The 23,219-nt window shown below is 58.8% G+C and carries 25 protein-coding genes and 1 tRNA gene; 17 read left to right on the forward strand and 9 right to left on the reverse strand.

Annotated features, from left to right (window positions below; translation table 11 throughout):
- The first annotated feature begins 155 nt into the window (after positions 1 to 155).
- From ACUZ9P_RS08030 to ACUZ9P_RS08045, 4 genes are all read left to right on the forward strand, one after another.
- Positions 156 to 344 (forward strand): ferredoxin, encoded by a 189-nt coding sequence (locus ACUZ9P_RS08030; RefSeq protein ID WP_022658065.1) that lies wholly within the window; start codon positions 156 to 158, stop codon positions 342 to 344.
- A 300-nt stretch (positions 345 to 644) separates the two neighbouring features.
- The gene (locus tag ACUZ9P_RS08035) at positions 645 to 1,316 is read left to right on the forward strand and encodes a YkgJ family cysteine cluster protein (RefSeq protein WP_298996313.1); all 672 of its coding nucleotides are present in this window, start codon (positions 645 to 647) and stop codon (positions 1,314 to 1,316) included.
- Positions 1,317 to 1,338: 22 nt separating this feature from the next.
- Positions 1,339 to 1,731 (forward strand): hypothetical protein, encoded by a 393-nt coding sequence (locus ACUZ9P_RS08040; RefSeq protein ID WP_022658067.1) that lies wholly within the window; start codon positions 1,339 to 1,341, stop codon positions 1,729 to 1,731.
- On the forward strand, positions 1,728 to 2,354 hold the full coding sequence (locus ACUZ9P_RS08045; RefSeq protein WP_298996315.1) for a tetratricopeptide repeat protein: 627 nt from the start codon (positions 1,728 to 1,730) through the stop codon (positions 2,352 to 2,354). Before ACUZ9P_RS08040 ends, ACUZ9P_RS08045 begins: the two co-directional genes overlap by 4 nt.
- Before the next feature lie 157 nt (positions 2,355 to 2,511).
- Here ACUZ9P_RS08045 and ACUZ9P_RS08050 read toward each other — a convergent pair whose 3' ends face one another.
- The gene (locus tag ACUZ9P_RS08050) at positions 2,512 to 3,150 is read right to left on the reverse strand and encodes a YigZ family protein (RefSeq protein WP_449249317.1); all 639 of its coding nucleotides are present in this window, start codon (positions 3,148 to 3,150) and stop codon (positions 2,512 to 2,514) included.
- Complete coding sequence (locus ACUZ9P_RS08055; RefSeq protein ID WP_449249318.1) at positions 3,147 to 3,695, reverse strand: cupin domain-containing protein; 549 nt, start codon at positions 3,693 to 3,695, stop codon at positions 3,147 to 3,149. Before ACUZ9P_RS08055 ends, ACUZ9P_RS08050 begins: the two co-directional genes overlap by 4 nt.
- Positions 3,696 to 3,860: 165 nt before the next feature.
- Here ACUZ9P_RS08055 and ACUZ9P_RS08060 point away from each other — a divergent pair, with 165 nt between their 5' ends.
- The 5 genes from ACUZ9P_RS08060 to proC all read left to right on the forward strand — a co-directional run bounded on the left by ACUZ9P_RS08060 (position 3,861) and on the right by proC (position 8,774).
- A complete protein-coding gene (locus ACUZ9P_RS08060) occupies positions 3,861 to 4,355 on the forward strand; it encodes a rubrerythrin family protein (RefSeq protein WP_449249319.1) in 495 nt (164 codons plus the stop codon).
- Positions 4,356 to 4,759: 404 nt separating this feature from the next.
- A complete protein-coding gene (locus ACUZ9P_RS08065) occupies positions 4,760 to 6,088 on the forward strand; it encodes a S41 family peptidase (RefSeq protein ID WP_449249320.1) in 1,329 nt (442 codons plus the stop codon).
- Between the two features lie 49 nt (positions 6,089 to 6,137).
- Positions 6,138 to 7,553: a divergent polysaccharide deacetylase family protein gene (locus tag ACUZ9P_RS08070; protein ID WP_449249321.1), complete on the forward strand. Its 1,416-nt coding sequence runs from the start codon at positions 6,138 to 6,140 to the stop codon at positions 7,551 to 7,553.
- 2 nt (positions 7,554 to 7,555) lie between these two features.
- Positions 7,556 to 7,972, forward strand: a complete 417-nt coding sequence (gene ndk, locus ACUZ9P_RS08075; protein ID WP_324836630.1) for a nucleoside-diphosphate kinase — start codon at positions 7,556 to 7,558, stop codon at positions 7,970 to 7,972.
- A 4-nt stretch (positions 7,973 to 7,976) separates the two neighbouring features.
- On the forward strand, positions 7,977 to 8,774 hold the full coding sequence (proC, locus tag ACUZ9P_RS08080; RefSeq protein ID WP_449249322.1) for a pyrroline-5-carboxylate reductase: 798 nt from the start codon (positions 7,977 to 7,979) through the stop codon (positions 8,772 to 8,774).
- A 147-nt stretch (positions 8,775 to 8,921) separates the two neighbouring features.
- Here the strand turns inward: proC and ACUZ9P_RS08085 are convergent, their stop codons facing one another.
- On the reverse strand, positions 8,922 to 9,662 hold the full coding sequence (locus ACUZ9P_RS08085; protein ID WP_449249323.1) for an AMIN domain-containing protein: 741 nt from the start codon (positions 9,660 to 9,662) through the stop codon (positions 8,922 to 8,924).
- A gap of 41 nt (positions 9,663 to 9,703) precedes the next feature.
- Positions 9,704 to 10,660, reverse strand: coding sequence for a tetratricopeptide repeat protein (locus tag ACUZ9P_RS08090; protein WP_449249324.1), 957 nt, complete (start codon positions 10,658 to 10,660; stop codon positions 9,704 to 9,706).
- An 84-nt stretch (positions 10,661 to 10,744) separates the two neighbouring features.
- On the opposite strand from ACUZ9P_RS08090, the gene ACUZ9P_RS08095 reads away from it, so the two are divergent.
- Complete coding sequence (locus ACUZ9P_RS08095) at positions 10,745 to 11,098, forward strand: hydrogenase maturation nickel metallochaperone HypA/HybF (protein ID WP_022658078.1); 354 nt, start codon at positions 10,745 to 10,747, stop codon at positions 11,096 to 11,098.
- A 118-nt stretch (positions 11,099 to 11,216) separates the two neighbouring features.
- On the forward strand, positions 11,217 to 11,882 hold the full coding sequence (hypB, locus tag ACUZ9P_RS08100) for a hydrogenase nickel incorporation protein HypB (protein WP_298996331.1): 666 nt from the start codon (positions 11,217 to 11,219) through the stop codon (positions 11,880 to 11,882).
- Positions 11,883 to 11,996: 114 nt separating this feature from the next.
- Here hypB and ACUZ9P_RS08105 read toward each other — a convergent pair whose 3' ends face one another.
- Positions 11,997 to 12,992: a peptidoglycan glycosyltransferase gene (locus tag ACUZ9P_RS08105; protein WP_449249325.1), complete on the reverse strand. Its 996-nt coding sequence runs from the start codon at positions 12,990 to 12,992 to the stop codon at positions 11,997 to 11,999.
- Between the two features lie 242 nt (positions 12,993 to 13,234).
- Here ACUZ9P_RS08105 and ACUZ9P_RS08110 point away from each other — a divergent pair, with 242 nt between their 5' ends.
- Positions 13,235 to 14,002, forward strand: a complete 768-nt coding sequence (locus tag ACUZ9P_RS08110) for an SPOR domain-containing protein (RefSeq protein ID WP_449249326.1) — start codon at positions 13,235 to 13,237, stop codon at positions 14,000 to 14,002.
- A gap of 35 nt (positions 14,003 to 14,037) precedes the next feature.
- Here the strand turns inward: ACUZ9P_RS08110 and ACUZ9P_RS08115 are convergent, their stop codons facing one another.
- Entirely contained in the window at positions 14,038 to 14,580 is a 543-nt protein-coding gene (locus ACUZ9P_RS08115) for a hypothetical protein (RefSeq protein WP_449249327.1), read from the reverse strand.
- Between the two features lie 22 nt (positions 14,581 to 14,602).
- The gene (locus ACUZ9P_RS08120; protein WP_449249328.1) at positions 14,603 to 16,051 is read right to left on the reverse strand and encodes a DUF1254 domain-containing protein; all 1,449 of its coding nucleotides are present in this window, start codon (positions 16,049 to 16,051) and stop codon (positions 14,603 to 14,605) included.
- Positions 16,052 to 16,269: 218 nt separating this feature from the next.
- Here ACUZ9P_RS08120 and ACUZ9P_RS08125 point away from each other — a divergent pair, with 218 nt between their 5' ends.
- The 4 genes from ACUZ9P_RS08125 to ACUZ9P_RS08140 all read left to right on the forward strand — a co-directional run bounded on the left by ACUZ9P_RS08125 (position 16,270) and on the right by ACUZ9P_RS08140 (position 21,485).
- Positions 16,270 to 17,268, forward strand: coding sequence for an efflux RND transporter periplasmic adaptor subunit (locus ACUZ9P_RS08125; protein WP_449249329.1), 999 nt, complete (start codon positions 16,270 to 16,272; stop codon positions 17,266 to 17,268).
- Positions 17,265 to 19,130 (forward strand): ATP-binding cassette domain-containing protein, encoded by a 1,866-nt coding sequence (locus ACUZ9P_RS08130; protein ID WP_449249330.1) that lies wholly within the window; start codon positions 17,265 to 17,267, stop codon positions 19,128 to 19,130. The genes ACUZ9P_RS08125 and ACUZ9P_RS08130 overlap by 4 nt, the downstream gene beginning before the upstream one ends.
- A 70-nt stretch (positions 19,131 to 19,200) precedes the next feature.
- Positions 19,201 to 20,328, forward strand: a complete 1,128-nt coding sequence (locus ACUZ9P_RS08135; protein WP_298996345.1) for an ABC transporter permease — start codon at positions 19,201 to 19,203, stop codon at positions 20,326 to 20,328.
- Positions 20,328 to 21,485, forward strand: a complete 1,158-nt coding sequence (locus ACUZ9P_RS08140; RefSeq protein WP_449249331.1) for an ABC transporter permease — start codon at positions 20,328 to 20,330, stop codon at positions 21,483 to 21,485. Before ACUZ9P_RS08135 ends, ACUZ9P_RS08140 begins: the two co-directional genes overlap by 1 nt.
- A 97-nt stretch (positions 21,486 to 21,582) precedes the next feature.
- On the opposite strand, the gene ACUZ9P_RS08145 is transcribed toward ACUZ9P_RS08140, so the two are convergent.
- Positions 21,583 to 22,326, reverse strand: a complete 744-nt coding sequence (locus ACUZ9P_RS08145) for a potassium channel family protein (RefSeq protein ID WP_209818849.1) — start codon at positions 22,324 to 22,326, stop codon at positions 21,583 to 21,585.
- 152 nt (positions 22,327 to 22,478) lie between these two features.
- On the opposite strand from ACUZ9P_RS08145, the gene ACUZ9P_RS08150 reads away from it, so the two are divergent.
- The gene (locus ACUZ9P_RS08150) at positions 22,479 to 22,970 is read left to right on the forward strand and encodes a hypothetical protein (RefSeq protein ID WP_449249332.1); all 492 of its coding nucleotides are present in this window, start codon (positions 22,479 to 22,481) and stop codon (positions 22,968 to 22,970) included.
- Positions 22,971 to 23,090: 120 nt separating this feature from the next.
- Here the strand turns inward: ACUZ9P_RS08150 and ACUZ9P_RS08155 are convergent.
- Positions 23,091 to 23,166, reverse strand: a tRNA-Thr gene (locus ACUZ9P_RS08155).
- Positions 23,167 to 23,219 lie beyond the last annotated feature (53 nt).

Below are 23,219 nucleotides of genomic sequence, written 5' to 3' on the forward strand. Positions count from 1 at the left end.
GCACTGGAGCGGGGCTTGATATTCCTGTAGTTGTTGCACGGTTGGCTATTTTCCAGCCGACACTTGACAGGGTGGATGCCTAAAGCTATCCATTGCACAAGCGGAATTTAGCCGCTTGAAAAATCAAGCAAGTCAATGCAAATTTGGAGGACACCATGGGTTATAATGTTAATGTTGACGTTGACAAGTGCGTGGGCTGTGGCGAATGCGTGGACGTGTGCCCCGTTGAAGTTTACGAAATCAAGGACGGCAAGTCCGAAGCCGTGAACGCCGAAGAATGCCTGGGCTGCGAATCCTGTGTGGAAGTTTGCGAAGTCAGCGCTATCACCGTTGAAGAAAACTAGGAATTGCAGGGGTGCCCAAGCGGCATTCCCTTGCTGATTCTGCCGAGTTTTCATTGTGCCGCCCGGCGCGCACGCGCCAGGCGGCATTTTCATAAGGCACAGGCCGCTTTGCCGCCAGAGCATCCTGACTTTGAGAATGTGCATTCTTAAAGTTTCAAGACGCCCGCTAAGGCGCTTATCAGCGCATACAAACCGCGCTCACGCCTCTGTGGCGGACGTCTGCTCACGCAGCCGCCAGGGCGATTTCTGTGTGAAATCGTCTGTTCTCCCTCATGTCTTCCGCACTACCGCAGGATAACCATGATCCCTGATCTGAGCTCTATTTTTACCCGCTATGAAACATTGCGGGCCGAAGTTGACGACCTTTTCGGCAGGGTGCGCGGGGCCTTTCCCCAGTGCGTAGTCTGCAAGGAAGGCTGTAGCGATTGTTGCCACGCGCTTTTTGATCTTTCCCTTGTTGAAGCCATGTACATCAACAAGGCATTTGAGGCCGCCTTTGGTTACGGGCCGCAGCGCTCCGCCATTCTTGAGCGCGCTTCTGATCTGGACCGCCGCGCCACGCGCATCAAGCGCGAGCTGTACCGGGCGGAAAAAGACGGCGAAAGCCCCGAGGCCATCATGGAACGCGCGGCTCAGATCAAGCTGCGCTGCCCTCTGCTGGACGATAATAACCAATGCCTGCTGTACCACGCCCGGCCCATTACCTGCCGCGTGTACGGCGTGCCCACGGCCATTGCCGGGCAGGGGCATGTGTGCGGTTTTTCCGCCTTTGAAAAGGGCAAGCCATACCCCACCATCCATATGGACAAGATCCAGAACAGGCTTGAAGACCTGAGCAGGGATGTGGCCACAACAGTGCAGAGCCGCTTTAAAGAACTGCATGACGTGTATGTGCCTTTGTCCATGGCTCTGCTAACCCGCTACGATGAGGCATATCTGGGTATTGGCCCGGCCAAGAAAGAAGAGGCCTGATCGGGCGTGAAAGGAGTTTGAAATGTACGGCAGCATTCCCGCCACCGTCTTTCGCGATGGAACGCCGCAGCAGCTTACGGATGAGCAGGAAGGTCTCAAGCGCGAAATTTATGAGCGCATGAATCCGCGCCGTCGTAAATTTGTGGACCGCATCGGCTATGAAAACTGGGATCCTTTCCAGAAGCCCAACGAGCCGCTTGATATGCGGACAGATGTGTCCAAGCGCACCACGCAGCAGCTGGTCAACGAATTTCTGAAAGACGCGGCCAAAAAAGGGCCGTATGGCAAGGCCTACAGCAAGGGCGCTACCGAATGCGCCCTTGGCGTGGTCAATAAGGACGAAAAGTACATGGGCATTTTTGATTTTTGCCGATGGTACCATGATCTTTTGAAAAAAGAGGGGCACATAGCATGAAAGCTCGCTACGATGACCTGGATGAATACATTGCCGATCTGAAGGCGGAAATCGCCCAGAACGAGCAGTGCGCTACCCATTACTACAATCTTGGTCTGGCCCTGCTGACCAAGCGCGACTTTGTGGCTGCTGAAGAAGCCCTGCTGAACGCGGTGCGCAATTCGCCGCATCTGGCGGAAGCCTACGTGCAGCTTGGCGGCATCTGCCTTGAACGCGGCGACCTTGACGGCTGCCTGCGCTATAATGAGGAAGCCGCCAACTGCCGCGCCAAGTTCCCGGTGCCGTGGGGCAACATTGCCTTTGTGCATTTGCAGCGCGGCGAGCCCGACAAGGCCATCACGGCCCTGAACAAGGCCCTCAAGTGGGATCCCAATTTTGTGCAGGCCCGGAATGCGCTTTCCACCGCCTATTATATGAAGGGCGACTTTGCGGCTTGCGAAACGGCCTGCAAGGAAGTGATCAAGCTGCAGCCCGGTTTTGCCCCGGCCTGGAACAATCTGGCGCTGGCGCAGTTTGAAATGGAACAGTACGCCGATGCCGCAGAATCCGCCAAAAAGGCGCAGGCTCTGGGTTTTGAAGTGCCGGAAGGCTTTCTTGAAGAGCTTAAGGCCAAGGGCGTCTAACTCGCACCCCGTGCAATGAATATCCGTCAGGGCCACTGGAGAAATCCGGCGGCCCTGACAGTTTTTCTGGGGGCCGGGTATGGTTCAACGGCAGCACTGCAAAACAAAAAGCCCACCGGCATATGTCGATGGGCTTTGAACGCACATAAATTTTGTCTCAGGCGGTGTCGCCGTCCGTAAGCTCGCTGCACAGGGCCGCGCCATTGCTCACGCCCGCCAGCGCGATCTGAAAGGCCTCCACGTGTTCGGCGGGCAATCGCAGTTGCAATCTGGCCTCAGCCTGATAGTCTTCACTTTCAAGGCGGGCTTCGTAGGTTGGCAACATGCGGCGCAGGGCATCAAGGTGTGCGTAGGCAACCGTAAGCTGCAAACTGGTTTCCGGCACTCGCTGCCTCACGGGCAGGTCGGCCAGATTTTCGCGCACACTGTCCTGATAGGCCCGCACAAGGCCGCCGGTGCCAAGTTTGACGCCGCCAAACCAGCGGCTCACCACCACGCACAATTCGCCGATGCCGCTGTGCAGCACAATTTGCAGCATGGGCCTGCCAGCCGTCCCGTGGGGTTCTCCATCGTCAGAAGAGCCGATCTGCGCCGTGTTTCCCGGCGCGCCAGCGGCGTATGCCCAGCAGTTATGCGTTGCATCGGCGTGCTGGCGGCGTACCTGTTCCACAAAGGCCCGCGCTGTTGACGCATCCGGCGTATGGGCGCACTGGGCCAGAAAGCGGCTGCGGCGGATAACGATTTCTGTGCTGTGCGGGTGTTGGGGCGCAACATCAGGCACGGCATAGCGCGTCATTCGTCGTCACCGCATCTTCTACAGGCGGCGCGCTGGGCGTCGTTCAGAGGTGGGCAGAATTCGCGTATGCAGTCTTTTGCATTGGGGTAGCGCAGGGTCAGCTCTTCCGGCTGACCGAGGCGCAGGTCTTCCATGTCAAAGCCCGGTGAGACTGTGCAGCCCACAAGCGCAAACTCGGTGCCTGGCGCGGGCGTTGCGCCAAACCAGCAGCCGCCGGGAATGGTAAACTGCACGTGTTGCCCCGCCATAATATTCGGGCCAAGAATCACTTCGCGCGGTTGCCCGTGGGTATCAATACAGGCCAGGCGCAAGGGGCCGCCAAGGTGGAAATGCCACAGTTCATCCTGCCGGATGCGGTGCAAACGCGAATATTGCCCCTGCTCAAGCAGAAAAAGAATAGCTGTAGATACAGGTCTTGGCCCTATAAAACCACAGGGCATTTCATCCGCCGTAAGAATTTGCGGAGCTTCGTATGTGCGGTGATAGAACCCCCCTTCGGGGTGGGGCCGCATGCCGAAATAGGATATGATTTCTTGGGCGTTCATAGGTTCCTTTTAGCTTGTCATAGCGTTCTGCGCAACGGTATCAAGGGCTAAAGGGCGGGCCTGTAAAAATATTTTTTTGTAAAAAACTGCTTTACAAGACAGCGAGAATTCTTTAATCAGGAATTGTTCCTGATAAAAACAACAACTTCATCGAGGAGAATACCCATGAGCACCACACAAGAAAATTTGATGGCGGCCTTTGCCGGCGAATCCCAGGCCAACCGCAAGTACCTTGCCTTTGCTGTCGCTGCCGACAAGGAAGGCATGCATCAGGTTGCCAAGCTGTTCCGCGCTGCTGCGGCTGCTGAAACCGTTCACGCTCATGCCCACCTCAAGAATGCTGGCAAAATCGGCAACACCATGGCCAACCTCAAGTCGGCCATCGAAGGTGAAACCTACGAATTCACCACCATGTACCCCGACATGATCAAGCAGGCCCAGGCCGAAGGCCAGAGCGCCGTTGCCAAGTATTTTGACTTTGCCAATCAGGTGGAAGAAATCCACGCCAAGCTCTACAAAAAGGCTCTGGAAAATCCCGCCGCTCTGCCCGCCACCGATTATTACGTGTGCAAGGTTTGCGGCTATACCCACGAAGGCCCCTGCGACGCATGTCCTGTGTGCGGCGGCGGCGCGGCTGCTTTCTTCAAGGTTGAAGCCTAGCTCGGCCTTTGCGGCGCATGCAGGCACATTGCGGATAAAATCCGCATGAACGGGCTTGAGACAGGCTGGCAATAGCAGTCCTGCACGAAGGCCTGGCATGTCTTGACGCGCTCGATATGCGCCGGAGGAAACTGATTTGTTGATGCAGCAGTTTCTCCGGCGCATGTTGCATGAAGAGAGGGGCCGTGTTTCGTCGCTTGCGGGAATGTGAGCGTCAGCACCTTTGAGGGTGGCCTGCAAGGCGCAAAACGCGCCTTTTTGATTTGCAATTTAGCTTGAAAAGGGGCACTATCCGGCTGGTGCGCGGCCCCTCCATTGGCTGGCGTTGCAGCACCCCCTGCGTTGCGGCTTTTTGGGCTTGCGGCGCTGTGTTCGTTCATTACGTCCGCGTGGAGATCGTTGTTATGCGTCTTCTTGTCCGTCTTAGCCTTCTTGTGCTTCTGCTTGCCGTGGGCGGCATGGTCGCCCTGCCGGGCACTCCCCAGTGCGCCGAAAAAAAGGAAACGTCCAAGGAAGCCCCCAGTAAGTTTGATGCGCTCAAGCGTTTCAGCCAGGTTCTTGATCTGGTGGAGCGTTATTACGTGCGTGATGTGACGCAGGGCGACCTTATCAATGGCGCAGTCAAAGGCATGCTTCAGGGCCTTGACCCGCACTCCACCTTTATGAACGCCGAAGAATACAAAGAAATGCAGGAGACCACCTCCGGCGAATTCTTTGGTATTGGCATAGAAATTTCCATGGAGAACGGTCAGGTTACGGTGGTGACTCCCATTGAGGACACCCCTGCGTACCGGGCCGGGCTCAAATCTGGCGATATTATTCTGTCCATCAACGGGCAGCCCGCGCAGGAACTCTCGTTGCAGGAAGTTGTTTCCCGCATCCGTGGCCCCAAGGGCTCGGAGGTAGAGCTTGCCATCCTGCACAGCGATGCCAAGGCCCCGCAGACTGTCCGCCTTGTGCGCGATGCCATTCCGCTTATCAGCGTGAAGTCCAAGAAGCTCGAGGACGGGTATTACTGGATTCGCCTCACGCGTTTTTCTGAGCGCACCACAGAAGAGCTGCGCGACGCCCTTAAGGCGGCAGAAAAGGAAACCAAGAATTCCGGCGGCATCAAGGGCATTGTGCTTGATCTGCGCAATAACCCCGGCGGGCTGCTTGATCAGGCTGTGAGTGTTTCTGACACGTTCCTCGACAAGGGCGTCATCGTTTCCATCAAGGGACGGCGCGACAATACTGACCGCGTGTACGAAGCCAAAAAGCAGGGCGACGATATCCACGCCCCCATGGTTGTGCTGATCAACGCCGGTTCCGCCTCCGCCTCTGAAATCGTGGCTGGCGCCCTGCGCGACCAGAAGCGCGCCCTCACAGTGGGCGAGCGTTCGTTCGGCAAGGGATCCGTGCAGAACATCATCCCGCTCTCTGACGGTTCCGGCCTCAAGCTTACGGTTGCCCTGTACTACACGCCCAACGGCAGCTCCATTCAGGCCGAAGGCGTTGTGCCTGATGTGGAAGTGCCGTTTGAAGCCCCCCGCACGGACGACAAGGATAATTCCCGCCTTATGGTGCGCGAACAGGATTTGAACCGTCACATTGAAAACGGCAAGGATAAAAAATCTTCCAAGGCCAAGAACAGCAAGGAAGATGCCGCCGAACAGCTCGCGCGCGACAACCAGTTGCGCATGGCCCTGCAAATGGTCAAGAGCCTCCCCAAGATGCGGGAAATCAGGAATTAACCCCGTAACCGCGTAAAGCGGGCGGGCAGGAATAAACAGGGTGTTGCCTTTGCGCGACACAAAGTTATCAGACAGCCTTCTGGCCGGGCCCTTGCGGTTCGCCGGGGGGCTGTCTGCGTCTGCACAGCTTGCCGTGGGCGGCTTGCTGTGGCTTTTATGCAGTCTGGCCGTATCCTGCTGGGTTTACTGGCAGCTGGAAGCCCCGGCCCAGAAACAGTCGACTGCGTCAGGCGCGGCTTTGCCTTTTGCTGTTGCCCACAAATCCGCAGGTGCCCATGCCAGTGGGCCGGGTTTTGACCGGGCGCTGGCTCTGGAATGTGTGGATGCGCTGCTTGCGCGCACGCTTCCGCTGGCCTTGCCTCAGGCGCAGTGGCAGCAGCTCGCTTTGCAAGAAAATTTACCTGTCGAAACTTCGCAAGTGCCCTCCGGGGCAACCATTCTTCCCATTTCCACCACTTCCGCCGGGCAGGCGGCATATGCCGCTACATCTGCAAGCACGGCGGATCTGCGGCAGTTCATCGTCAGCGGCCCATGCGCGCCGCTGCGTCTTGGGCTGGCTCTGCTTCAGGGGCTGCGCGATCAAAATCCTGTTCTGGAAAGGGCAGGAGTGCGCGCCGAGGTGCGCTGGACGCCGCAAGGAACCCTTGAAGTCCTACTCAATCATCTGGTATACTATGTTGTTAGCTTCCCTGGTCGGGAGGGGCAGCTTTCAGATTTGGCACAACCTCTGCCGCCGGTGGCCCTGGCTATTGTCATTGATGACATGGGCCAGAAGCTCGAATCCGCAGAAGCTCTTTCCTCGCTGCCATTCCCGGTGACTCTGGCCATCTGGCCCAGATCGCCTCATGCGCAGGAAACCGCCGTGATTGCGGCATCCCGGCGGCTTGATTGCCTCTTGCACCAGCCCATGGAGGCCCTGCCACGGGCCATGCATGGCAGGCCGGACCCTGGCCCTGGAGCGCTGCTCACCAGTATGAGCGCGCAGGAGCTGCAGACGGTGCTTGAGGAAAATCTGCGGATTTTACCCTCGGTTGTTGGCCTCAACAACCACATGGGGTCAGCTTTTACTGGTGATATTTCGTTGTGCAGAGCACTGTGCAGTATGCTTGGCGGGCGAGGGCTCGCCGTGCTCGACAGTGTTACGCGCCCAGACCCCCAGCTGGCACTTGCAGCCAGAGAAGCGGGGCTGGTCAGCCTTGCACGCGATGTTTTTCTGGATACGCGCCGCGACACTGCGGCCATTCTGTCTGCGCTGGACGCGGCGGCAGCCCGCGCCCGCGCTCAAGGCATGGCTGTGGCCATTGGCCATCCTTATTCTGAAACCCTGCGCGCTCTGCGCGACTGGCAGGACAAGGACGGCGTGGCGGTGGTGCCCTTGCGGCGCATACTCTGGAAACTGGCCCAGGATGGAGCCGCCGTTGCGGCGCGTTCGTATCCTGCTAACAACAACATGGAAAAGGAGTAAGCATGCAATCCACTTTCGCCATTATCAAGCCTGACGCAGTTTCGCGCAATCTGACCGGGGAAATTCTGGCTGCCATGGAAGCTTCCGGCCTCAAAATAGTGGCTCTCAAGCGTTTGCGCCTTTCCAAGGCCCAGGCTGCGGGCTTTTATGCCGTCCACAGCGAGCGCCCCTTTTTTGACAGCCTGACCGACTACATGTCTTCCGGCCCGGTGGTTTGCGTTGCATTGCGCGGCGAAGACGCGGTGCCCCGCTGGCGCGCCCTCATGGGGGCCACCAATCCGGCTCAGGCAGAGCCCGGCACCCTGCGTCACAAGTATGGCCAAAGCCTGGAAGCCAATGCTGTTCACGGCTCGGACGCCGCTGAAACCGCGGCTTTTGAAATAGGCTACTTCTTCAGCGGCCTGGAAATCACGGAGTAATATTATGGCGCTCAAAATCGGCTGTGTCGGATGCGGCAACATGGGCGGGGCCATCATGGCCGGGCTTGCCCGCAAGGGCGGCTACGAACTGTGCGGTTTCAACAGAACCGCTGCACGCATGCGCCCCCTTGAAGAGCTTGGCGTGCGTGTGATGGAAAGCCCCCGGGCTGTGGCGCAGGCCGCCGACGTGCTGGTGCTGGGCGTTAAACCCTATCAGGCGGCAGAGGTGCTTGCGCAGATGCGCCCAGAGCTGACAGCCGGGAAAACCCTGGTTTCCGTAGCTGCTGGCGTGAGCCTTCAGCGCCTCACCGAGGCAGTTGAAGGGCGTTGCCCCGTGGTGCGCTGCATGCCCAACACCCCGGCCCTTGTGGGCATGGGCGTGTTCGCCCTCTGCTTTGATGATCCTGACCTGCCCGAAACCAGCAAGGCTGACATTCAGGCTTTGTTCGGCGCGTTGGGTGTGTGCGTGGAACTGCCGGAAAGCAAGTTCACGGCGTTCACAGCCCTTATCGGGGCCGGGCCTGCCTATGTGTTTGCCATGATGCAGGGGCTGGTGCAGGCTGGCGTTACCCTTGGTTTTCAGCACAAGGAATCGCGCGAGATGGTCACGGCCCTTTTTGGCGGATGCGCCAAAATGGTCGAGCAGAGCACCTCGCCCATCATGCAGTTGCGTGACGATGTCTGCTCCCCCGGCGGGGTGACTATCGCGGGCGTGAACGTGCTTGACCGCGCGGGCCTTGCAGGTCTGCTGGTGGAATCCGTGCTGGCCGCCAACGCGCGCGGCAAGGAAATGGAAAGCTGAGGCCCTGCGCCTGCCGTTGGCCTGTCGTTTGCTAGTACGCCTGACAGGGCATGAAAATAAAAACCGGCTGTTGTTAACAACAGCCGGTTTCTCTGTCTGCGGAGATATCTGATGGTGTCGGGGCGGCGTGGGTCGCCCGGTCATGCCCTAATGATCCAGGCGGATGTCCAGGGTGTGACCATCTTTTGAAAGCGTGAACTTGGGCTGAATCTTGCCCGTCAGGTCAATGACAATGCGTGTTTTGTCATCGCTCTTGCCAATGCGCACGTTGGTCACCGCAGGGTTCTTGGGTACGCCGGGCGCCTTGACCTGCCACTTGCCGTCCAGGTCAATAACCAGACGTTCAGGGCCGCTGAGTTGCATATTTTTGTAGACAATGGGCGCAGCACCCACGAGGCGCACTGTTGCGCCCTTGTCGCGCGCAAGAACCACAAACTTGGTGATGTTCTTGTGCTGTGGCGCGGCCTTGGCGGCTTTATCCTTCGCGGGTTCTGCCGTTGGCGCTGTTTTTTCCGTGACAGGGGTCACAGGCTTGGGCTGCACCACTGGCTTGGCAACGGCTGGCTGAGGTTCGGCAGCGGCTACATTGCTTGTCGGGGCGCTCTTTTCCTCCGGCTTCAGGCTGGGGATGGGCGCGCGGGCCGGGGCTTCGCCGCTGGCGTTGAGATCAGGAATGCCGCTCGGGGTCTGCGGGGGCAGATGCAGGGAAGGAGACGTGGCGGACTGGTTGCCAGCATCGGCGGGCGGGGCCGCATCCGGGGAGGTGACAGGCGCGATAATGCCTGCGGGGTTTGCTGGTTCAGGCTTGCGCATGCGTTCATTGAGCATGATAAGCGCCATGCCCAGAACACACACTGCCACAAGAAGACCGAGAATTACTTTGTTCATGCCAAAAGGCTCCTGCCAATGACTTGGGTTGGAACAGCTGCTCAGCGCTGGGGCGTGGGCTTGCCAGCGCTGCGCGTCCGTTTGAGTTCGCGGATGTGTTCCAACAGCTTGAAGTAGAGAGGCTCTCCGCTGGACATGCTCAAAGCCGTGCCGATGTGGGTGGCGGCTTCGTCATACAGGCCAAGCGAACAGAGAATGCGCGCCAGGTTGAAGTGGGCGTGATCGTCCTCGGGGGCCAGTTCCACTGCCTTGCGTGAAAAAAGCAGGGCGAGGTCGGGCTGGGAATTCTGGCGCAGACGTACGCCAAAATCACGGAACATATGCTTGTGGGCGGGTATGATGCCGTCCTTGGTCTGCGCCAACTGCTCAAGGGCAAGCAGTGCTGCCTTGCGCTCGCGCGGGCGTTTGAGGCGCAGCAATGTCTGGCGAAAAGTCTCCCGCAGCTTTGACTCCACCATCTTGGCCTTGCGGGCGGCTTCAAGGTCGTAGGCCTTCTTGGGCGCGGTAGCGGCAGCTGGCGCTGGGCCTTCGTCATAGTGAACAGCGGTGACGCCGGTGGCGGTACGGGAAGGAAAGGGGATAAGCCCCATGTCGGGCAGCTCGGGGGCCACTTCCACCGATTCGGGCAGTTTGGCCTTTGAAAGCGTCTGGAGCGGCGTACTCCCTGCTTTGGCTTTGGGTGCTCCAGCCTTGCGGGCAGGTTGTGCTGCCGCAGCATCCGGTTGTTGGGGGGCTGGCGCGGACGGGGCGGATTCAAAATGGCTGAGATCCGGCGTGATCACCGGCATAGCCAAAATATTGTGCTCTGCCTTGAATGACTGGGAAAAGGTTTTTGCGTTTATGCGCTCCACTTCTGTCACAGGCTGGAACGCGGCGTTGAGTTCCTGCACCGCAAAGGCTCCGTCTGGAAGCTCCCAGACGAAGTAGTGCGTTTTGCTGCGGCTCTCTGTCCAGTCGGCAGAGAATGAGAAGACGCCAGAAAATTTTGAGCGACGCATGTGCAAAATGTACATTATTTGCGTCGAATAGCAAGATTCGCTTCTGGCCTTTACGGGGCCGGGTCTTTGGGCTAGCATGACCCCATGCACGAAATGTCCATAGCACAAAGCCTGTTGCAGATGGCTGAGGATGAAATAGCCCGTCAGGGCTGCACTCGTCTGGAAGTTGTGAACGTCACGTACGGTTCACTTTCTGGTGTTGTGCCCGAGTCGCTGCAATTCTGCTTTGAAGTCATGGTGCAGGGTACCCCGCACGAAGGCGCGCGCCTGGAGCTTACCGAGCTTCCGCTACGGCTGCGCTGCTCCGCCTGCGGTAAAGTTTTTGGCGGGGAGGGGCAGGATGCTCTCTGGCTGCCGTGTCCCGATTGCGGCGAGCAGTTCGGACATGTGGTTGAGCAGGGCAGGGAACTCTATCTCAACCGTCTGGAAGCCAGCTAACCCTTTTGCCCTCTGGCTCTCCAGAGGGGCGGTTTGCTCCTTTCACTGCCGTCTTTGCCTTTGTCTTATCTTTCAGGCTCATGACCACGCCGTACCGACGGCAAGCAAGGAGAATTGAATGCAAATTCCTGTGGTTCGCAATGTATTGGAAGCCAACGAAAAAATGGCCGATAACGTGCGTCGGCTGCTTACCGAAAAGGGAATATTGTCGCTGAATCTCATCAGTTCGCCCGGCGCGGGTAAAACCACCCTGCTGGAACGCACCCTGAGCGATCTGGCCGGAGAATTCCGCATGGCGGTGGTGGAAGGCGACCTCCAGACAGATAACGATGCCCGTCGCGTTGCCGCCACAGGCGCGCAGGCCGTGCAGATCAATACAGACGGCGGCTGCCACCTCGACAGCAACATGATCCTTACCTCGCTGGAAAGCCTTGACCTCACCGGCGTGGATATCCTTTTTATTGAAAACGTGGGCAACCTGGTGTGCCCTGTGGAATTTGACTGCGGCGAAGACGCCAAGGTCGCCCTGTTGAGCGTTGCCGAAGGTGACGACAAGCCGGAAAAGTACCCCCTGCTGTTCAACCTTGCCAAGGCAATGGTGCTCAACAAGGTCGACCTGCTGCCCTACGTGGATTTTGACCTTGCGCGCGCCCGCAATTTTGCCACAAAGCTCAATAAAGATCTGGATATCTTTGAGGTTTCCTGCCGCAAAGGCGATGGCCTTGAAGGCTGGTACAACTGGCTGCGGAACATGCGCGCCGCCAAGAAGGAAGGCAGGCTTTAAACAGCCCCAGCCCGATACTGAAAATTCAAAAAGGCATCCCCGGCTCTTGGCTGTGGATGCCTTTTTACGTTCAGACCGTCCGGTTGACAGGCTCTGGAATATTCTATCGATAATTTATCTTGATTCTTCGCTTTCCTGATAGGCGGCAACATCAACCACAAGATTTTTTGAAGCCGGGCGCAGGGTGATGGTGAACAGCTGCACATCGCTGCTCGGGGCATCGGCATCCGCAAGCTTGGGCAGCATTTCTGTGGGAGCGAGCATGATGGTGGCTTCGCCCTTGCTGGCAGACATGAAATACTCAAGCACCTGCCGCAGCATGTCCTTTTGCTTGTTCAGATCCATGGACGGCATTTGGGTAAAGTTGATGTCCAGCCCCGGCAATTCGGCCTGCCATGGGCTGTATTTTTGCTCGTAAAGGGCGCTCAGCAGTTTGTCCAGGGTTTCCTGATCCAGCTTGCGGCGCAGTTCCATGTGGTCAAGCACAAGGGGAGTCTTGCTTGAAGGCTTTTCCCCGCGCTGGGCAGGCTCGAGCCGCGCGGCCCAGACCATACCCGCAAAGCCAAGGCTGGCAAGCACGGCATCGTTGTCGTCACGTTGCGGCGTGGCGCTCAGCAGAGTGCAAACGTCCTTCATGGGCATACCGGGGCGAAAACGGTCAAGCGCGCAGACCGGGCCAGCATCCGGCCCAGGCAGCAGGCTTTGCGCTTCGCCGGTCAGGCGTTGCTGTTCCCCCTTGGAAATGGCGAGTTCCAGCACGGGTTTTTCGCCCATGCGCAGGGTCACGCTTTGCGCCTTGGCCAGCGGCACATCTTTGAAAATCCACAGGGCAAGGCCTGTGTCCACGCGCAGGTTGGTGACCGCGCCGGGGTTTTCAATGTCGTCCCGCCCGGCGGGAGGCATGTCGAACCGCACAAAATGCATACTGCGGCCAGTCTGAAAGCCCATGCTCAGAATATCCTCGCCTGTGGCGTTGACGATGGTGAGGATTTGCGGTTCAGGGCCGGGTTTTGCTATATGGGCGGCAGAGGCCGCGCCAGCAATGATCGCTCCGGCCAGCACAAGACAGATGGCCGCGTATATGCGAAGAAACCATACATCCTTGGTCATGGCGTACTCCATGTTTGTAACTTGTGCCAGCATGATAGCAGAGCGCAGGGCAGGCCCGCAAGCGGCCACGGAAGCTCTGGTTGTAAAAGGCTATATAGGGCAGTGTTTGCAGTGATCTGTCGTGCAGATTACCGGCGCACTTTACGCCAGCGCCATGCATTGATATGGTTGCCCGCGCCGACGTTCTTTCTGTCCCTCCCTGCGCACGATTATCGCAGCAAACCCCAACATCCGGAGATTCCATGCCTCCTGCTACCCGTCAGCCTTCATCCGATCAGGCAAATGATAAAAAATGCCTGTGCCTGCGCCCTTCGTCCTTGCTGGCGGCAGGCTTTCTGGTGGTGGCGGCAGTGGTGTTGGCATACCTTGGCGGGGTTATGAGCGGCAGGGCCTACTGGAAGGCCCACCCGCAACCCACTGCGGTCAGGTCGGGCACGTCTGCGGCAAGCGCCCCTTCATCCGCGACCACGCCGGACGATGACCCGCATGCCGCGGGCGGCGATCAAGCCTCCAGCGCGGATGCGGGAGCAAGCGAACCCAAACAAAAAGTGCTGGCCGCCGAGGAACTGCGTTTTGCCAGAGTGCTGCGCAACGATGCCGCCACGGGCGATGCCCCGCTCAAACCCTTGCCGCCCATGACGCCAGTGCAGCCCAAACCTGCAGGCGTGGCTCAGGCCGGGGTTGCGCCAGCACAGCAAGGTGGCGCGCAAGGTGGCGCGGCAGGGCAGCCGGCGGCTCAAGTCGGCATTGCAAGGCCGCAGACCTCTGGAATGTACGATTATGTATTTCAGGTGGGAGCATTCAAGGATGCGGACGCTGTGGACTCTTTGCGTCAGCGTCTGGAGGGTCGGGGAATGCGTACAAAGATGGAGCGCTCGGGTAAACTCTATGTGGTGCTGGTGCTGCTGCGCGGCGATGAGGCCAGGGCCGCAGAGGTGCTGCGCTCCACAGAAGGCATGGGGCTGGGCAAGCCCATACAGCGCAGCCGCAAGCCAGTGCTGCAACAGTAATTTTTTGTCTTTTACCCCGGCCTGCCCCGTGCTGTTTATTGCGCAGCGGGCAGAAAACGGTGTTCAATGCTGCCGCGCACGGCATGCCGCATGGGCAGCATGGCGGGGTTTGCCCCCCCGTGCAGCGCGGCCAGCAGGTCTTCTGCGCGGTCAACGTCTCCACTGCACAGCACGGCCATATATACGCCCGCCTGTTGATCCGCTCCCACAATGCAGGCCGTGTCCACTCCCAGCGCGTCTTTTCCTCTGAAAACATACTGGACATCAGCCCTGTGCAGAGGCTCCCGCACCCCGGCGGCGGCGCGCAGCAATCCTGCCACGTCAGCCGCATCCGGCGGCCCTGCGGTTTTGCCCACCATGATGCGCACATGGACGGCCTCTTCCGGCCCGGTGAGTGCAAGCACCCACGCTCCGGCCAGGGTTGACGGGGCTTCGGCCTGCCAGCCCTGGGGCGTTTCCAATGAAAACCAGCCGTAGTTCTCGGCCCTTGCGGTCTGCGCTGCTGCCATCAGGGCCAGCCAGATGGCAGCAGCGCAGACCGCCCAGATTGCAGGGCGCACTGTGAAATGAAAAGTCATATGATCCTTTTGCGCTGCGTGCTTAGTCGTTCAATTCCACCTTGGGGGGCTGCCAGGTTCCCTTGCCCAGCGGCAGCACGGAGAGCCCTTCGGTTTCAGGCCAGTACAGGCGCATTACAAGAAAGATCGGGCCGTCCGGCGCGGGCAGCCAGTTGCTTTCGTGCGCTTTGCCAGGGGAATCGCGCTGGATCAGGATGGTAAGCGAGCCATCGGGATTCTTTTTCATGTCCGGCAGCATGGGCGAATTGATCAGGTAGCGGTCAATGGGATTCTTTATGAGCAACTGGGTATTGCCGTCGTACATGGTCACAGACCAGAAAGCCTTGGCCGGAGGGTATTGTCCGGCGGGAATGGTCATGTGGTACTTGTGCTTGCTTCCGTCAAGAGGGCTGCCGTCAGCCAGCGTTTTGGTCATGGGGTACACGGCTTCTTCGGCATCATTGCCGTAAATGCCCGCCTTGGCCCCGGCTGCCCGCATCAGCCAGTCCCCGTTAAAGAACTCCCTGTTGCCAAAGGGAGAACGCATCTTCCAGCCGTTCACGCGAAGCCCCGGCCTTGTGACTGAGGCATCGACCATGCCAGCGCCTTTTTGCAGGCCGCGCAGCAGTGCTGCCTGCGTATCCTTGGGCAGGGCATCAAATACAAAAGGTTTGCCTGCGACAACGCCAATACTGGCAAGCTGGGCGCGGATAGCGACTTCTTCCGGCCCGGCCGGGGCAAATTGGAGCGCAAAGGCCAGATAATCAAAAAATTCCGGCTTTACAAAATCCTGCCCGATGTTGGGGAAGGGCGGCATGGGAAGCGCCGGGGGCGGCGTTTGACCCAAAAAGGCCGAGAGGGGTTTTACGGCGTAGCCTGTCTGGAATTTCAGCACATTTTCAATATCTGCGGGGTTGAACAGCTGGGTGCGGAACAGGGCCATGGCAAACTGCGCATTGGAGCGGAACACGCGCATGCCCGCAGGCGCTGCGCCCTTCCATTCCGGCCCCGCCACAAGATAGCTGCCCCCGCCGTTGCCCGTTGTTCTGCTGCCTATGTAGCCAAAGTTGAAAGTATTGGCGTCCACAAGCTGCACACTGAAATACCGCCCGTCCGTATCCTTCGGCACGGTAATGACCACCGGTTCGGCCCTGAGGTCAAGACAGGCAAAGGAGTAGGGCGTGTCGCTGTTGGGCGTGATGACCACGGTATCCTTGTAGGTGAACACCCGCGCCCCGTTGCGCAGGGCGTTGAAGGGCGCTTTGTACTGCGGGGACTTGGTGTCAACGGAGTATTCGTAGGTGACGGCGTAGTGCATCACTATGGGCAGGCCATAAACAAAACCTTGCGCGGCAATGTTTTCTACCGCAGCGGCATCGGGAAATTCTTTCGGCTGTTGCGCGGCGTAGCTGAACGGGGCGCACAGAATCAAGGTTAGTGCAAGTGCCACCGTAACCCTGACGATGCTGAAAACAGGTGAATGGTTTGTCATGATGTCCCCGGTATAGTTTAAGACATGTTCCTGGCAGCATTTTGCTGTTTCTTTTGCATGCCCCACAAACTCGCCGAAATCAACTATTGTATTGTATGTGTTGTGCCGCATGGACAAGCCCCCCTCCTCTAGCTATTCTGACTGGCAGCGGGGCAACTGCCCCGTCATAAAACTATCTGGCGCGGTACTGCTTGCGGTGGATGCAAGCTGGGAGGAATATGACTGTTCCCCGTAAGGTTCTGATTTTTTGCGCGGCGCTTGCTGTGCTGCTGCTGGTTGCATTATTATTGTGGCAGTGGCTGCGGCATGATGGAGATCAGCTTGTGCTGTATGGCAATGTGGACATACGGCAGGTTGATCTGAGTTTTCGCGTTAATGGGCGCATTGCAAAAGTGCTGGTCGACGAAGGTGATGCCGTTGCCCCCGGCCAGGCACTGGCCCGGATTGATGATGATCTGCTGACCCAGCAGCGTGATCAGGCCGCCGCAGAACTTGCAAAACAGCAGGCTTCTCTGGTGCGGCTTGAACGCGGCTACCGGGTGGAAGAAATCGCTCAGGCCCGTGCGGCGGTGAGCGGTTCTGCCGCTCTGGCAGAAAACGCGCAGATCAATCTGAATCGTGTTGCCGCCATGCGTGTCTCCAACGCTATTTCGCAAAAAGACCTGGACAACGCCCGCGCCCAGTATCGTGAAGCCAGCGCCAAACTGCGTTCCAATCAGGATCAGCTCGACATGCTGCTTTCCGGCTACCGGGAAGAAGAAGTGCTGGAGCAAAGAGCGGCGGTCGCCTCTACGGCGGCAGCCCTCAACCAGGCGGAAATACGGTTGCAGGACGCAACCCTTGTGGCGCCGCAAAAAGGTATAGTGCTTACCCGCGCCCGCGAGGCCGGGGCCATAGTGCAGGCCGGGCAGACTGTATACACGCTTACACTTCCTGACCCCTTGTGGCTGCGGGCCTATGTGGATGAACCCAATCTGGGGCGCGTCAAACCCGGCATGGCTGTGAAAATTCTGGTGGACGCCGCGCCAGGAAAGAGCTTTCCCGGTACGGTGGGCTTTATTTCACCCTCGGCGGAATTTACCCCCAAGACGGTTGAAACCTCCGAGGTGCGCACTGCTCTGGTCTACCGGCTGCGAGTGCAGGCGCAGGATCCGGAAAATGTCATGCGGCAGGGCATGCCCGTGACCATCATTTTGCAGGATACGCCCGCGCCATGAGCGGCAATGCCGCCGATGCCCAGGCCGTCTGCCTGGAGGGGCTGGTCATGCGCTTCGGCAAGGGGCGCGAGGCCGTCACCGCTCTGGACGGCGTGAACGCGGTCATCCCCGCCGGGCGCATCACCGGGCTGGTGGGGCCTGACGCGGCGGGTAAAACCACGCTCATGCGCATCATGGCGGGCCTTATGTTGCCAAGCGAGGGGCGCGCAAACCTCTTTGGGCAAAGCCCGGTAGAGCTTATGCGCAGCCAGCCCAACAGCATTGGCTACATGCCGCAGCGCTTTGGCCTGTATGAGGATATTTCCGTCATGGCCAACATGCGGCTGCATGCCAGCCTGCGCGGGCTTGAAGGGGCAGAGCGCGACCGCGTGTTTGAAAAGTTGCTGGGATTCACGAACCTTGCCCCTTTTACCGAGCGCCTTGCGGGCAGATTGTCTGGCGGCATGAAGCAGAAACTGGGCATCGCCTGCGCTCTGCTAGGGGCGCCGCGCCTGCTGCTGCTTGACGAACCCGGCGTGGGCGTTGACCCGCAGTCGCGCCGTGAACTCTGGCGCATGGTGCAGGATTTGAGCCAGGGAGGCATGACGGTTGTGTGGTCCACCGCCTATCTGGACGAGGCCGAGCGCTGCCCCGGCGTGATCATGCTGGACAGTGGCCGCGTGTTGTTTGCCGGGCCGCCGGAGGAACTCACCGCGCGGGCCGAAGGGCGGGTTTTTCTGCTTCGGGCCGCTGCGGGAATGCATAAAAAGGAATTGACCCTCTGGACCATGCGCTCGGGCATTGAAGATGCCCTTATTCAGGGCAGCCGCATCCGGCTTGTGCTGGCGGCAAATGCCCCTGACGATCTGCGGCGCGAGGTGCTGGCCCGTGGCGGCGAGGCCGTGGCCCCACGGCTGGAAGACGCCTACATGAGCGCCGTGGGCGGCATCAACCAGAGCCCTTCGCCCTATGGCAAACTGAATGTGTCCCACAACGGCGGCAACCACGCTGGCACTCAGGGCAGCGTCGGCGGCAGTAATGTTCTGGAATCAGAGGGCGCGGCAGGAGCGCCTCCCTCGGCTGCCACTTCGTCAGATGCGGCTTCGTCCTTTGCTTCCGCTGATTCCGGCCCGACTTTTTCCATCTCGGCCCGCAACCTCACCAAACGGTTTGGCGCATTTGTGGCGGCGCGCGATATCTCCTTTGATGTGCGCCCCGGTGAAATTTTTGGCCTGCTTGGGCCCAACGGGGCGGGCAAGTCCACCACATTCCGCATGCTCTGCGGGCTTTCGCGCCCCACATCCGGCAATTGCGCCGTGGACGGGGTAGATCTGCTGCGCGCGGGCAGCGAGGCCCGCTCGCGGCTGGGCTACATGGCGCAGAAGTTTTCGCTGTACCCGGATATTCCCGTGCGTGAGAACATCAATATTTTTGCCGAGCTGTATGGTCTGTCCAAGGAACGGCGCAACGCCCTTTTGCCCGAGCTGGCCGAGGCGCTTGAATTGCAGCCCTATCTGCGCAGCCGCACAGGCTCGCTGCCGCTGGGGCAAAAGCAGCGGCTGGCCCTGCTGTGCGCCACCCTGCACGAGCCGCCCGTGCTGTTTCTTGACGAGCCGACCTCTGGCGTGGACGCGCGCACCCGCCGGGATTTCTGGAAGCACATTTCCGCCATGACCACAGCCGGGGCCGCTGTGCTGGTGACGACCCACTTCATGGAAGAGGCGGAATACTGCGACCGCATCGCGCTGATCTACCGCGGAGCCATGATCAGCATGGGAACACCAGACGAACTCAAGGCATCCTGCACCGAGGTGGAAGACCCCACGCTGGAAGAAGCCTTTATTGCCAACATTGAAAGATACGACAGGGAGCATCCGCAGTAGCAGGCCGCGAGACAGAAGATTTTTTTCGTAAGGTTCTGCTGCCCGATCCACAACAAACGGCCCGGCACACATGCAAAGCAATATCTGGTTACGACAGCTTTTTGCCCTGGTGGGCAAGGAATTTCAGCAGATCGTGCGCGATCCCTCATCCTATCTTGTGGCCGGGGTTTTGCCTTTCATCTTTCTGCTGCTCTTTGGCTACGGCATTACCCTGGATGCGGGCGTGCTGCGGGTGGCTGTGCTGGATCAGAGCGGCGGGCGGCATTCTTTGAGCCTTGCGGCGGATTTTGCCCACTCCCCGTGGTTTGCCACGCGCCCTGTGGGAACCATGGCCGAGGCCGGGCGTATGATGCGCGATTCTGTGGTGCAGGGCATACTGGTGATTCAGCAGGATTTTGACGAGCAGCTTGAGCGCGGCAGTGCCGGGGCCGTGCAGGTGCTTGTGGACGGTTCAGAACCCAATACCGCCCAGTATATCCAGAACTACAGCCAGGGGCTGATTATGGCCTGGCAGCGCACGGCCTTGCCGGATGGCGTTGCAGCAGCGCTGCCCATCAATATTCAGCCGCGCTTCTGGTACAACCCTGCTGCCAAGAGTGTGCAGTTTCTTGTGCCGGGGGCCATAACCGTTATCATGACGCTTATCGGCACACTGCTGACCTCCCTGGTATTTGCCCGCGAGTGGGAGCGCGGCACCATGGAGGCCATGTTCGCCACGCCAGTAAGCCGCATGCAACTGCTGCTGGGCAAGCTGATTCCGTATTTCTGCATGGGCATGTTCAGCATGGCCCTGTGCGCGGTGGCGGCGGTGACGCTCTTTGCCGTGCCGTTTCGCGGCTCCTTGTGGGTACTTGTGCTCTTGTCGTCCGTATTCATGCTGAGCGCGCTGGGTCAGGGGCTGCTGATTTCCGTAACACTGCGCGGGCAATTGGTGGCGGCTGAAGCGGGATTGTTCTCCGGCTTTTTGCCCGCACTGCTGCTCTCGGGCTTTGTGTTTGACATCAACAGCATGCCGCCCGTGCTTCAGGCCCTGACGCGGCTTTTGCCCGCCAGCTACTTCAATACCTGTTTACGTACCATTTTCCTGACCGGGGACGTGTGGGGCGTGTTTGGCCCCAGCCTGCTGTTCATGGGGCTGCTGGCCTCGGTATTGCTGGGGCTGGTGTACCGCAACCTTGTCAAAAGGCTGGATGCGTGATGGCAAGGATAAAACTGCCCCGTCTGAACCTGCGGCGCATGGCGACCATTGTGCGCAAGGAACTGCTGGTTCTGCTGTGCAACAAGGTTTCGCGCATGCTCATTATTGTGCCGCCGCTCATGCAGATTGTGGTGTTTGGCTGGGCGGCCACCATGGAAGTGCGCAATGTGGATGTGGCCGTGCTCAACCATGACAGCGGCAACTGGAGCCGCGAGATCGTACGCAGGCTACAGGGGTCGCATACCTTCCGCAGCGTGACATTTCTGGATGGCGAGGCGGATATTCGCCCGACCATCGAGCGGCAAAAAGCCCTGTTTGTCATGGTGTTTGATGATGAATTTTCCCGCAGGGTCGATGCAGGTGCGCCAGCGCAGATGCAGGTAATACTTGACGGCAGGCGCTCCAATGCGGCGCAGATTGCCTCCTATTATCTTGAAACCATTGTGCGCGGCATTGGGGAATCCACGCCACGGGGGCAAATGGCGCTCGGCGCTGCAACTGCCGCAGGCGGCGCGCCCAAGCTGGATGTGCGCGTGCGCTGCTGGTTCAACCCCAATCTGGAATTTCAGTGGTTCTTTTTGCCCAACCTTATAGGCATGCTGGGCTTTATGCTGGGGCTGGTGGTGACGGGGCTTTCCGTGGCGCGGGAGCGCGAGGTGGGCACCTTTGACCAGTTGCTGGTTTCTCCGGCCACCCCTACGGAGATTGCCCTTGCCAAACTAGTGCCGGGTTGTCTGGTGGGGCTGGTGCACGGCACAATTTTTCTGCTCATATCTATTTTCGGTTTCGGGGTGCCGTTTACCGGCTCTCTGGTGCTGCTCTATGTGGCCATGCTGGTTTTTGCCATGGCTTCGGGCGGGGTGGGGCTGATGGTGTCGTCGTTATCTGCCACGCAGCAGCAGGCCTTTCTGGGGGCCTTTACCGTAGGGGTGCCGTGTATTCTTATTTCCGGCGCGGTTACGCCCGTCATCAACATGCCGCCATTTTTGCAATACGCCAGCCAGCTGAACCCCATGCGGCATTTTACCACCATTGTGCAGGGGGTTTTTCTCAAAGATATAACCGTGGCTGCGGCAGCGGTGAGCCTTGGCAAGATTGCCTGCATCAGCGCGGTGGCGGTGGGCGTTGCCGTGTGGATGTTCAAGCGCAAGGCCTGAGCGGGTGGTCTAAGCGCCCCTCATAAGGCGTGCATAAATCAGGCTGGCCGTGTGCTGCTGACCTCTGGCGTGAAGCTGGTGCAGAATCAGGATGGGGTCAGGCTTCCGGCGGTTTTTTGGCGGAAGATGATTGCGGAGAGCGCGCAGGCAGCGGGGCTGGTTTTTTTGTGGGGGCAACGGTGCTGCGCGGCGTGCGGTGGGCCCTGCCCACGATAAGGGCAATAACAACAATGGAATAGAGATAGCCGGTAAAACCCACAAGCACTGTGGCATTTTTGGCAATCCAGGTTTTAGGCGTGATGTCGCCGTAGCCGATGGTGAGGATGGTCACGTAGCTGAAGTAAAACAGGTCGTTGGCCGCTTGGTCGCCCGCGCCCAGCCCATTGAAAGAACCCGGCTGATGGAACTCGATGGACAGAAACAGAAAATAGCCGCAATAGCCAATGAGCAACAGGCCGCACACCGCAGCGTAGACGATCTTGGTCGTAAACATCTGCGCGTGGGATATCTGCCGGAATACCTCAAACATGATGCTGCCGAAAAAACACAGATAGAGCAGCAGCAATTCCTCTTTCATGGTCTTGATAAAAAACAGATCCATGGCCCGGCCCACAATGAGCAGCGCGCCGAAAAACAGGACAAGCCGCAGAATGCGCGGTTTGAATTCAAAAAGTACAAGAGCAGCAAGCAGCTGGATAGGCAGATAGATTGCCTGCGCCGTGCCCCGGTAGATGTTTTCTGGAAATATGATGTTCAGAATGAACACGCACCACAGCGAGAGCATGAGCAGTTCAAAACGATTTTCGTAAAGTCGGGCGCGCAGTGCTCGTAGTTTCAGCATACTATCCTCATTTCGCGCATACTACAGGCATGAATCATCCCCGGCAAGAGGGCGCGCGCTCTTATCGATGCAGATAACCGTCGCATGGCGTGTGGACAGGCGGGAAGGAGAGCCGTACACTCCGGCATCCTAGAAATGCAATGGAGACTGCCATGCCCCAGAAATTTATCCGGCTTGTTATGCGGGGTTTGCCCCTGCTTATGCTGACGGTTCTGCTTGCAGCACAGGCGCAGGCCGCGCCCCTGACAACAAAATATTACAGCCTTGATCTGCCCGCGGACTGGGTGGTGGTGAATGGCCCTACCAAGGTGCAGGAAGCCGTGCAGGTTGTGATGGGGCAGAAGGATCACAAAAGTTCTGCGCTCATTATTGTGGGGCCTGCCAATGCTGGCGAGGCCGAGCAGGCCGCCAGGGGCAATGCCAAACGCTTGCAGGGTTCAACGCCTGTTTTTCGCAGCAATGGCCAGTGGGAATTTACCTTTGAGCAAAAGGGCGTGAAGGGCTACGGCATTGTGCGCGAAGATGCGCAGTCCAAGTTATTGCTCATGCTTGTAATCAGCGGCGATGCGCGCATGGCAAACTTTGTGTACAGCATGCGCGGCCCGTACCGGGCCTTGATGCCGCAACCGCCGCAGCTTCCCTGATGCGCAATTTTTACGATTTTGGGCCGTCCGTATGGGCGGCTTTTTTTGTCTGAAATTCCAGTCAGACGAGGATACAAAAAAAGGACTTGCGGATTACTCCGTAAGTCCTTTGATTTTTTGTGGAGCCCTTGAGCAGGATTGAACTGCTGACCTCATCCTTACCAAGGATGCACTCTACCGACTGAGCTACAAGGGCGTAGCAACGAAGAAAGCTTCTATCCTAACCGTGGGTGATCGTCAAGCATTCCT

This window comes from Desulfovibrio intestinivivus (genome assembly GCF_053570665.1).